We start from the raw sequence: 10292 nt of genomic DNA, 5'->3' as shown, positions 1-10292 counted from the left end.
CCCCGGCATCGAGGACCCCGACGCCGACCTCCCTGCCCCCGTCCTCGACGCCCTCCGCAGCGCCCACACCGCCGGCATCCCGGTCGCCTCCCTCTGCGCGGGCGCCTTCGTCCTCGCCCGCGCGGGCCTCCTCGACGGCCGCCGGGCCGTCACGCACTGGCACCTGGCCCGCACCCTGGCCACCCGCCACCCGGCCGTCCGGGTCGAAGCCGACGCCCTCTTCGTCGAGGACACGGGAATCTGGACCTCGGCCGGCACCGCCGCGGGCATCGACCTCTGCCTCCACCTCGTCCGCCTCGCCCACGGCGCTGAAGCCGCCGCCACCGTCGCCCGCTCGATGGTCACCGCTCCCTTCCGTACGGGGACCCAGGCCCAGTTCATCGAGCACCCCACCCCCCGCGCCGACCGGGACGCCGACGCCCTAGCAGCCGTACGCGCCCACGCCCTGGCCCACCTCGCCGAACCCCACACCGTCACGAGCCTCGCCGCCCACGCCGGTATGTCCCCCCGCTCCTTCGCCCGCCACTTCCAGGCGACCACGGGCACCACCCCGCTCCACTGGCTCATCACCCAGCGCGTCGCCGCCGCCCAGAAGCTCCTCGAACGCACCGACCACCCCCTCCCCGAGGTGGCCCGCCGCGCGGGCTTCGGCAGTGAGGTCACGATGCGCCAGCACTTCGCCTCGCACCTCGCCACCAGCCCGCGCGACTACCGCAACGCCTTCCGCCGCCCGCCGACCGGCGGTGCGCCGGCGTAGTCCCAGGCCTGCAGGCCCGAGGATCCGGGGCCCCGAGGACCAGGGTTGACACGGGATTCACGGATCCGTAAGGTTCTCCGAGTTGTCCGACGTGAGCACCGACCCCGGTCGGCCCCGGACAGCCATTCCGCAAGATCCACAGAAGCTGACGGTGCTTTGTCATGCCGTCGCGCTTTCCGTGTGTTTCTGCGAAATGAGGAATCCGCGTTCGAAACCCGAACGCAGCCCCCGATTAGCGTCGGAGGCAGGAAATCCGCTAAAGTCTCACTCGTCGGAACGGCCCAACAGCCGGAAAGACGAATCCCGCTGACTGGGAATCAGACGCCGAAAGGATCTGATAGAGTCGGAAACGCAAGACCGAAGGGAAGCCCGGAGGAAAGCCCGAGAGGGTGAGTACAAAGGAAGCGTCCGTTCCTTGAGAACTCAACAGCGTGCCAAAAATCAACGCCAGATTAGTTGATACCCCGTCCATCTTCGGATGGCAGGGTTCCTTTGAAAGTCCTGCCGGCCCTTGWGGCTGGTGGGCAACATACACAGCGAGGACGCTGTGGACGGTCGGCCACATTCCGGCATGACCGTCCCGCTCAACGCGAGTGTCACCCGATTACGGGTAAACATTCACGGAGAGTTTGATCCTGGCTCAGGACGAACGCTGGCGGCGTGCTTAACACATGCAAGTCGAACGATGAAGCCCTTCGGGGTGGATTAGTGGCGAACGGGTGAGTAACACGTGGGCAATCTGCCCTTCACTCTGGGACAAGCCCTGGAAACGGGGTCTAATACCGGATAACACCGGCTTCCGCATGGGAGCTGGTTGAGAGGGTAAGGCTCCCAGTAGACGACTGGGTTGATAGGCCGGATGTGGAAGCCCAGTAATGGGTGGAGCTGACCGGTACTAATAGGCCGAGGGCTTGTCCTCAGTTGCTCGCGTCCACTGTGTTAGTTCTGAAGCAATGAACTCCCTTTGCCGGTCGAGTTCAACTTCATAGAGTTTCGGTGGTCATAGCGTTAGGGAAACGCCCGGTTACATTCCGAACCCGGAAGCTAAGCCTTTCAGCGCCGATGGTACTGCAGGGGGGACCCTGTGGGAGAGTAGGACGCCGCCGAACAATCTTRAGCCTCAACCCCCGGACCATGTCCGGGGGTTGAGGCATTTTTGCGTTCTAAGCTGATTCCATGCGCTACGACCTGGTCATCTTTGACAACGACGGTGTGCTCGTCGACAGCGAGCCGATCTCCAACACGCTGTTGGCCGGCTATCTGACGGAGCTCGGGCACCCCACCACGTACGAGGAATCGCTGCGCGACTACATGGGGTCGGCCATGCACCGGATTCACGACCTGGTCCAGGAGCGGAGCGGGCAGCGGCTGCCGGAGGACTTCGACGCGATCTTCCACGCGCGGGTCTTCGCCGCGTTCCAGGCCGAGCTCGAACCCGTGCCCGGGGCCGCTGCGGTCCTCCGGCAGCTGGCCGACGCCGGTGTTCCGTACTGTGTCGCCTCCTCCGGGAGCCATGAGCGGATTCGGGTCGGGCACCGTAGGACCGGGCTCGACGTGTTCTTCCCGGACGAGCTCGTCTTCAGCGCCGAGGACGTCGGCCGGGGGAAGCCCGCACCCGACCTCTTCCTTCACGCCGCCGCGAGCATGGGGGTCGCCCCCGAGCGCTGCGTCGTCGTCGAGGACAGCCGGCTCGGGGTCCAGGCCGCGGTCGCGGCCGGGATGGACGTCTACGGGTTCACCGCGATGACTCCGGAGGAGAAGCTCGTCGGTGCCGCCGGGTTCTTCGGGGCCATGGAGGAACTGCCGGCGATATTGGGACTGTGATCCATCTACCCTCGGGTAGGTTCCGGCCCTACGCTGTGCCGCCATGACAGATGCGCGGTTGCGGCGTGGGCGGGGATCCCTGGCGGTCAGTTTCTTCGTGCAGGGGGTCACCTTCGCCCTGCTCGTGACTCGCATACCCGCGATTCAGGACCGGTACGGGATCTCGGACGCCCTGCTGCCCGCGTTCCTCGCCGCCGTACCGATTCTCGCCGGCGCGGCCAGTGTCCTCACGGAGAAGGTCGTCGCCCGGGTCGGGCCCGCTGCCGTCCTCCGGTGGGCCCAGCCGTTCGTGCTTCTCGCCCTGCTCGCCGTGGGGGTCGGAGACACCCTGTTCCAGGCCGCTCTCGCCCTCGGGCTCTTCGGGCTCGCTGTCGGTGCGCTCGACGCCTCCATGAACATGCTGGGGGTCAGCCTTCAGCGGGCGTACGGGCGGAGCATCATGCTCGGGTTCCACGCCTCGTACAGTCTCGGCGGGATCGTGGGGGCCTCGCTCGCCTGGGTGGGGGCCCACTGGCACCTGTCGCTCCTCACGTCCTATCTGCCCGTCGTCGCCGTGCTGCTGCCGGTCGCCCTCGTCGGGAGTCGTTGGTACGTGTCCGGSGGCGGCGCTGCGGACCCCGCGGCGGAGACGGGGGACGGGAAGGGGAGCGGGGTCGCCTTCAAGCTGCTGCTGCCGCTCTGCCTCGTCATGACCTTCGCGTACATCGGGGACTCGACGGTCTCCAACTGGAGTGCCAAGTACCTCCAGGACGTGCTGGGCAGCTCGGAGGAGCTGGCGACCGTGCCGTACAACGCGTACATGGTGACGACGCTGCTGGGCCGGGCCGTCGGGGACTTCGGGGTCCGGCGGCTCGGTGCCGCCGCGGTCGTGCGGGCCGGCGCCGTGCTCGCCGCTTCGGGGTTCGCCGTGGTCGCCGTGGCGCCCGGCGCCTGGGCCGGGATCGCCGGGTTCACCGTGCTGGGGCTCGGTCTCAGCGTCATCGTGCCGCAGACCTTCGCCGCCGCCGGCCGGCTCTTCCCCGGCGCGAGCGACGCCGCCGTCGCGAGGCTCAACGTCTTCAACTACGTCGGGTTCCTCGTCGGCTCCCCGCTCGTCGGTGCGCTGGGCGACGCGTGGTCCTACCGGGGCGCGATGCTCGTGCCGATGGTGCTGGTCCTCGTCACGGTGGTGTACGCCACGTCGTTCGGCTCGCGAGCGGCCCGATACGGTGGCGGGCATGAGCGGCCGCGCACTGTTGATGTGGGATGAAGCTGTCACCCGGTACGACTTCGGGTCCGAGCATCCGATGGATCCGGTACGGCTCGCGCTGACGATGTCGTTGGTGCGGGCCTACGGGCTGGACCGGGCCGTGGACGTGGTCGCGGCGAAGCCGGCGGGGGACTCGACGCTGCGGCTCGTGCACCGTGAGGACTATGTGGCGGCGGTGCGGGCCGCGTCGGCGGATCCGCGGCACGCCGACCAGTCGTACGGGCTCGGCACGGTCGACGATCCGGCGTTCGCCGGGATGCACGAGGCGTCGGCGCTGATCGCCGGTCAGTCGGTGGGCGCCGCGGAGGCCGTGTGGCGCGGTGAGACCGCGCACGCGGTGAACTTCGCGGGCGGTCTGCACCACGCGATGCCCGGGAGCGCGTCGGGGTTCTGCGTCTACAACGACGCCTCGCTGGCGATCGCGCGGCTGCTCGAACTGGGCGCCGAGCGGGTCGCGTACGTGGATGTGGACGTGCATCACGGGGACGGGGTGCAGGCGGCGTTCTGGGAGGACCCCCGGGTGCTGACCGTGTCGCTGCACGAGCATCCTCGGACGTTGTTCCCGCAGACGGGATGGCCGGAGGAGACCGGGGCGCCCGGGCCGGGCGAGGGCGGGGCGGTGAACCTGGCGCTGCCGGCCGGTACGGGGGACGCGGGCTGGCTGCGGGCCTTCCACGCGGTCGTGCCCGAACTGCTCGCGGACTTCCGGCCGCAGGTCCTCGTCACCCAGCACGGGGCGGACACGCACTTCGAGGACCCGCTGGCCCATCTGGCGGTGTCGCTGGACGCGCAGCGGGCCGTGCAGGAGGCCTGTCACGAGCTGGCGCACGCGTACGCCGATGGGCGCTGGCTGGCCCTGGGCGGTGGCGGCTACGCGGTCGTCGACGTCGTGCCCCGGTCGTGGACCCATCTGGTGGGGATCGCCGCGCACGCCCCGGTGGATCCGGAGTCGGTGATCCCGGCGTCCTGGCGCGACGAGGTGTACGCGCGGACGCGGCAGCCGGGTCCCGGGCGGATGACGGACGGGCTGTGGCCGGTGGGCTTCCGTGACTGGGCTGAGGGATACGACCCGGCGGACCGGTTGGACCAGGCGGTGCTCGCGACGCGGAAGGCGGCTTTCCCGCTGCGGGGGTTGCTCGCGTAGTCGGGTGCCTGAACGTTCTGGCGGGCGTTACGCCGACGGTGGGGTGTGCCGGGGGTTTGGGCTCGGGTGCGGGGGTGTTCCGGCAGCATCGGGAGGGTGTTGAGTACCGGGGCGCTGCGGGCGCATCTGTTGGCTGCGGGGTTGGCGGGAACGGTGGCGACGTCGCGGGAGGAGAGCCTGCGGAGCTATCGGCTGTTCGCGGCGCGTGATCCGCGGGTGATGCTGGGGCTCGATCCCACCGGGGGGTGGGGTGAGGCCGATCTGTTGCGGCTGATGGCGGACAAGTGCGGGGTGTCGGACGATCCGGCGCACCGGTCGGGGCCCGACGTCATCGATCCCGAGCGGACGCTGCGGGGGCTGGACGGATGTCTTGTCCTCACACCGGCGCAGGGGAGATGTGTCGACATAACGACCCGGTTCGGCGTACGCACCTACGTCGTCGACTACGTACGGGGGGTCGCGCTGGTGCGAGAGCCGGGGCCGTCGGGGGACGGGCGTGAGCCGGGGGCGCACTCCCACTCCCCGCTGCCGGTCAGGGCGGCTCTGGAGAGTGCGGCCGAGGCCGGCGGGCCGCTGCCGGAGCTCGTCATCGGGGACCACGGGTGGGTCTGCGGGGCAGGTCAGCTGGGTATCGAGGCCATCGGGCTGGCCGATACGGATGATCCGGCGCTGTTCGTCGGTGAGGCGGAGGGGCAGGTGTCGGTGGCGGTTCCGGTGGACGACGGCGTGCGCCCCGCGTTCTACCGTCCGCTCACGCGCTATGTACTCAATCGAGCGTGTCTGTCACGGTAAACGGCGGGTGGTAGCTCCTCTTCCCCACTCGTACCACCCGCCCCTAGTCTGGAGAGTGAGCGCTCGGCGACCAAGGGTCACCGGAGGGGAAGCCGGTGGGCGTCGCGGCGGAAGGTACAGGTGGGTCATGGCTGCTGGCGAACGACCTCTCAACGAGGTCAAGTTTCTGACCGTGGCGGAAGTCGCCTCGGTGATGCGCGTCTCCAAGATGACCGTGTACCGCTTGGTGCACAGCGGTCATCTGCCGGCGATCCGGGTGGGCAGGTCCTTCCGGGTGCCGGAACAGGCGGTTCACGAGTACCTGCGGGAGTCCTTCGTGGGGGTGGGGACCGCGTAGCGCGAGCGCGGCGACAACGCCGGGAAAGCTCCGTATGTCCCTCGGATTACAAGCGCGGTGCTCGGGACGGTAGGCTAGGCCGACGTAGGTCGTGTGGGCCCAGACGCCCCGCACCGATCCCCGCCGGGAGGCGGGGATGTTCCGAGAAGTGAGCGAGGGTAGTCGTGGGCTCTGTTATCAAGAAGCGGCGTAAGCGGATGGCCAAGAAGAAGCACCGCAAGCTGCTCAAGCGCACGCGCGTTCAGCGTCGCAACAAGAAGTAAGGCGACCGCCGCAACGCGGCGTTCCGTGTGTCAGACGTGGCCCTTCACCGTTCGCGGTGAAGGGCCACGTCTCATGTGCGCGGATTGTGGGCGCGGAAATCCCGAGGCGCTACGGTGGCGACCAACGGAAGACGGACGGAAGGCGCTGATCTTGGGCAAGGTCGTGCTCGTCACCGGTGCGGCCCGGCATCTCGGGGGCCGGCTCGTGCGGCGGATCCAGCGGGATCCGGAGGTGGACCGGGTGATCGCGGTGGACGCGGTCGACCCCGCGCACCCGCTCGGCGACGCCGAGTTCGTCCGGGCGGACATCCGGCGCCCGGAGATCGCGAAGGTCCTCGCCGAGCACGACGTCGACACGGTGGTCCACCTGGACGTCACCGGTACGGCGCTCGGCGGCGGCGGCCGGACGTCGGTCAAGGAGACCAACGTCATCGGCACGATGCAGCTGCTCGGCGCCTGCCAGAAATCGCCGCGGATCAGCCGGCTCGTGATCAAGTCCAGTACCAGCGTCTACGGCTCCGCGCCGCGCGACCCGGCCGTCTTCACCGAGACGACGGCCGCGAAGGCGCTGCCCAGCGGGGGCTTCGCGAAGGACGCCGTCGAGGTCGAGGGATACGTCCGCGGCTTCGCCCGCCGCCGGCCGGACGTCGCCGTGTGCGTCCTGCGGTTCGCGAACATCCTCGGGCCCCGGATCGACTCCCCGCTCACCGAGTACCTCGCGCTGCCGGTCCTGCCGACCGTCCTCGGCTACGACCCGCGGTTGCAGTTCGTCCACGAGGACGACGTCATCGACGTACTGCAACTGGTGTCGCACGAGCCCCGCAGGGCCACCCTCAACAGCGGCACCTTCAACATCGCCGGCGACGGGGTGCTGCTGCTCTCCCAGTGCGCGCGGCGCCTCGGCCGGCCCACCGTCCCGGTGCTGCTGCCGGCCGTCACCTGGGTGGGGACGGCGCTGCGCACGATCGGGATCACCGACTTCGCCCCCGAGCAGATCCGGCTGCTCACCCACGGCCGGGTCGTGTCGACGGTGCAGACGCGCGAGGTCCTCGGCTTCTCGCCGCGCTACACCACGGCGGAGGCCCTGGCGGACTTCGCGCGGGGCCGCGGCCCGGGACTGCTGCCGCCGGAGCTGCTCGCGGGGGCGGTGGACCGGATCGCCGAGCGGCTGGTCCCGCCGGCCGCCCGGCCGGGCGACCCCGTACCCCCCGCGCACGACGTGCGCTCCGTTCACCCTGTTCACGACGGCGCCTGAGGAGACCTCACAGCGATGGCGGACGCCAAGGTCATTCCGTTCGACGACGACCGGTCGCGCGCCCGGCGGCGGCCCGGCGGCCGTGCCGACCGCGAGGCGGCTGCCGTACGGGCCCTGCCGGGGCCTCAGCAGGGCCACCAGGGGCCGGTGGGAGGCCGGGAGGGTCCGGCGGATCCCGGTGCGGCGGACGCGGCTCCTGGTGCCGTCTCAGCAGCCGCCTCAGCGGCCGGCGGGGAGACCGGCGGAGGGGCGGGGGCCGGTGCATGGGAACGGAAGCTCGCGGGCGGGCTCGCGTTCCTGCGGCGCCGGATCAGCGGCGACTACGAGGTCGACGAGTTCGGCTACGACGAGGAGCTCACCGACCAGGTCCTGATGTCGATGCTCCGCCCGCTGTACGAGAAGTACTTCCGGGTCGAGGTGAAGGGCGTCGAGAACATCCCGTCCGAGGGCGGGGCGCTCATCGTCGCCAACCACTCGGGGACCCTGCCGCTGGACGGACTCATGATGCAGGTCGCCGTCCACGACCGGCATCCGGCGGGACGGCACCTGCGGCTCCTCGCCGCCGATCTGGTCTTCATGCTCCCGGTCGTCAACGAGCTGGCGCGCAAGGCGGGTCACACCCTGGCGTGCGCGGAGGACGCCGAGCGGCTGCTGCGGTCCGGTGAGATCGTCGGCGTGATGCCGGAGGGCTTCAAGGGGATCGGGAAGCCCTTCGGGGAGCGGTACAAGCTCCAGCGGTTCGGGCGGGGCGGCTTCGTGTCGACGGCGCTGCGGGCCGGGGTGCCGATCGTGCCCTGCTCGATCGTCGGGGCCGAGGAGATATACCCGATGCTCGGGAACGCCAGGACGCTCGCGCGGGTGCTGGGGTTCCCGTACTTCCCGCTCACCCCGACCTTCCCCTGGCTGGGGCCGCTCGGGGCGGTGCCGCTGCCGACGAAGTGGACGATCCAGTTCGGCGAKCCGRTCCCGACGGACGGGTACGCGCCGGAGGCGGCCGAGGACCCGATGCTGATGTTCAACCTGACGGACCAGGTGCGGGAGCAGATCCAGCACACGCTCTACAAGCTSCTGGTGCAGCGGCGGTCGGTCTTCTTCTGAGCGTGCTTTCCTCCGGGCATGCTGCTTCCGGGCAGGGAAGCTTCCGGGCAGGGAAGAAGGGGCGCCCCCCGTCCGTGGGGGCGCCCCTTCTCCTTGCTAGCGAGCGTCCTCGCTGTCGATGCCGAGGCCTGGAAGCAGGCCCGGCAGGATGGGCGGAAGGGTGACGTCCGGCATCTCGGGTGTCGGCTGGCCGTCCGTAGGGGCGGAGGGCGTACCGGTCGGGGACGGGGGCTTGAGCAGTCCGCCGGTGTTGCCACCGAGGAGACCGTCGTCCTCGGGCGACGAGGTGCCGGTGTCCGTGCTCGGGCTGGTGTCCGTGCTCGGGCCCGACGGGCGGGGCTGCGCGGAGTGGCCGCCGGCGGGCGGGGCCTCCTGGGTGGACGGCGGGCGCTGGGTGTCCGCGCCCTGCGAGCTCTGCGGCGTGCTCGGGCGGCCGCTGGGGCTCTCCGTACCGATGGCGCCCTTCTCGGGGGTGCGGGGAAGCACCGACTGGAGGGGCTCGACCTCCTCGTCCATGGCGTCGAAGACGTGGGTGACCTCGCTGCCCACGTCCGCCAGCTGGACGGGGAGTCGGTCGCGGATGCCGTTCCAGGTGTCCCGGTGGGCCTGGGCGAAGGAGTTCAGACGGGCCATCGGGGCGATCTGGCCGTCCCGCTGGTACGCCTGCCGGAGCAGGCGATGGCCCTCGGTGGCGTCGTGCTTCATTCCGCCCAGGACCCGGCGGATCTCGGCGAGGGACTCGTGGTCGAGGTCGCCGACGCGACCGCGCTCCATCAGTCTGCGGGCCTCGCTGAGCCGGGTGGACGCCTGGTCGAGGTAGATGCCGCCGCGGTCCGCGTCGTCGTCCGCCATGCCCAGCTTGATGTCCTCCATGCCTCGCTTCAGCCCGTAGAGCGAGTCACCGGGAAGCGCGTCGGAGCTGGCCGCGGCCACTCCGCCGAAGGCGCCCGCGGCCACACCGACCGTGAGCCCGCCGGCGGCGAGGCCCTTGGTCCAGCGGGAGCGGGGGCGGAGCTTCCGGAGCGGGGACGCCCGGTGGGTGCCCTTGCCGCCGGCGGTGCGCTGCTCGGGCACCGTGGGTGCCCCGGCCGCGCTCCCCTCCATGAGCATCGCTTCCATGGCGGCGACGAGCTGGGCTCGCTGCACCACCTTGACCTCGGGGTCCAGCTGTGGCTTCGGCAGTTCGCCGAGGCCGCTCGCCAAGGCCAACAGCCGCCCCGGTTCGGCCTGGTCGGCCGGACTCTCCGGCCTCTCGGCCGCCGCGCCCTCGGACTCCCGGTCCTCCAGGTCCTGGGCGAAGGCGTTCGCCCGCCGGTGTGCCGATACGTTCGCGATCACTGGCGGCACCTCCTCTCGTCATGACGGTCGACTCCCCGGGGGGTCCGGAGGGTTGCACACCTTGAGCGCATCCACACGAAAGAGTGAGTGGCTGCGGACATGGCGTGTCCACAGGGAGCCTGCATCCCGCACAACGAGCGGCGCGGCACTTGGGTTACGCGCGAAAGATGATCGGACCAGTGCGTCATCGAGGCGTCACCGACTGTGAGTTGGGCGGGGGTCGTGGGGGTGTGGG

The 10292-nt window shown here is 70.4% G+C and carries 10 protein-coding genes, 1 rRNA gene and 1 other annotated feature; of the genes, 10 read left to right on the top strand and 1 reads right to left on the bottom strand.

Features of this window, described 5'->3' with window-relative positions; translation table 11 throughout:
* The 10 genes from EAO70_RS01445 to EAO70_RS01395 form a co-directional block, all read left to right on the top strand.
* The coding region (locus EAO70_RS01445) for a GlxA family transcriptional regulator (protein WP_261992584.1) at positions 1 to 757 on the top strand (757 nt) is incomplete at its 5' end.
* A 664-nt stretch (positions 758 to 1421) separates the two neighbouring features.
* Positions 1422 to 1697 (top strand) — a sequence feature (16S ribosomal RNA rRNA prediction is too short).
* Between the two features lie 52 nt (positions 1698 to 1749).
* Positions 1750 to 1866, top strand: a 5S ribosomal RNA gene (gene rrf, locus EAO70_RS01435).
* A gap of 67 nt (positions 1867 to 1933) precedes the next feature.
* Positions 1934 to 2581 (top strand): HAD family hydrolase, encoded by a 648-nt coding sequence (locus EAO70_RS01430; RefSeq protein ID WP_148001217.1) that lies wholly within the window; start codon positions 1934 to 1936, stop codon positions 2579 to 2581.
* A 43-nt stretch (positions 2582 to 2624) separates the two neighbouring features.
* Positions 2625 to 3830 (top strand): MFS transporter, encoded by a 1206-nt coding sequence (locus tag EAO70_RS01425; RefSeq protein WP_148001216.1) that lies wholly within the window; start codon positions 2625 to 2627, stop codon positions 3828 to 3830.
* Complete coding sequence (locus EAO70_RS01420) at positions 3799 to 4974, top strand: acetoin utilization protein AcuC (RefSeq protein WP_148001215.1); 1176 nt, start codon at positions 3799 to 3801, stop codon at positions 4972 to 4974. The genes EAO70_RS01425 and EAO70_RS01420 overlap by 32 nt, the downstream gene beginning before the upstream one ends.
* 96 nt (positions 4975 to 5070) lie before the next feature.
* Positions 5071 to 5766 carry a phosphatase gene (locus EAO70_RS01415; RefSeq protein ID WP_148001214.1) on the top strand — a complete coding sequence of 232 codons (696 nt, stop codon included), beginning with the start codon at positions 5071 to 5073 and terminating at the stop codon, positions 5764 to 5766.
* 127 nt (positions 5767 to 5893) lie between these two features.
* Complete coding sequence (locus tag EAO70_RS01410; protein ID WP_015034391.1) at positions 5894 to 6103, top strand: helix-turn-helix domain-containing protein; 210 nt, start codon at positions 5894 to 5896, stop codon at positions 6101 to 6103.
* A 164-nt stretch (positions 6104 to 6267) separates the two neighbouring features.
* On the top strand, positions 6268 to 6366 hold the full coding sequence (locus tag EAO70_RS01405; protein WP_003948845.1) for a 30S ribosomal protein bS22: 99 nt from the start codon (positions 6268 to 6270) through the stop codon (positions 6364 to 6366).
* A 151-nt stretch (positions 6367 to 6517) separates the two neighbouring features.
* Positions 6518 to 7621 (top strand): NAD-dependent epimerase/dehydratase family protein, encoded by a 1104-nt coding sequence (locus tag EAO70_RS01400; protein WP_148001213.1) that lies wholly within the window; start codon positions 6518 to 6520, stop codon positions 7619 to 7621.
* 15 nt (positions 7622 to 7636) lie between these two features.
* Positions 7637 to 8719: a lysophospholipid acyltransferase family protein gene (locus EAO70_RS01395; RefSeq protein ID WP_148001212.1), complete on the top strand. Its 1083-nt coding sequence runs from the start codon at positions 7637 to 7639 to the stop codon at positions 8717 to 8719.
* A 96-nt stretch (positions 8720 to 8815) separates the two neighbouring features.
* Here EAO70_RS01395 and EAO70_RS01390 read toward each other — a convergent pair whose 3' ends face one another.
* Positions 8816 to 10057 carry a DUF5667 domain-containing protein gene (locus tag EAO70_RS01390; protein ID WP_148001211.1) on the bottom strand — a complete coding sequence of 414 codons (1242 nt, stop codon included), beginning with the start codon at positions 10055 to 10057 and terminating at the stop codon, positions 8816 to 8818.
* Positions 10058 to 10292: the final 235 nt, after the last annotated feature.

The sequence above is a fragment of the Streptomyces sp. adm13(2018) genome, assembly GCF_008042145.1.
GTDB lineage: Bacteria > Actinomycetota > Actinomycetes > Streptomycetales > Streptomycetaceae > Streptomyces.
Note: the sequence above shows the minus strand (reverse complement) of the source record. Positions and strands in the feature narration are given on the sequence as shown.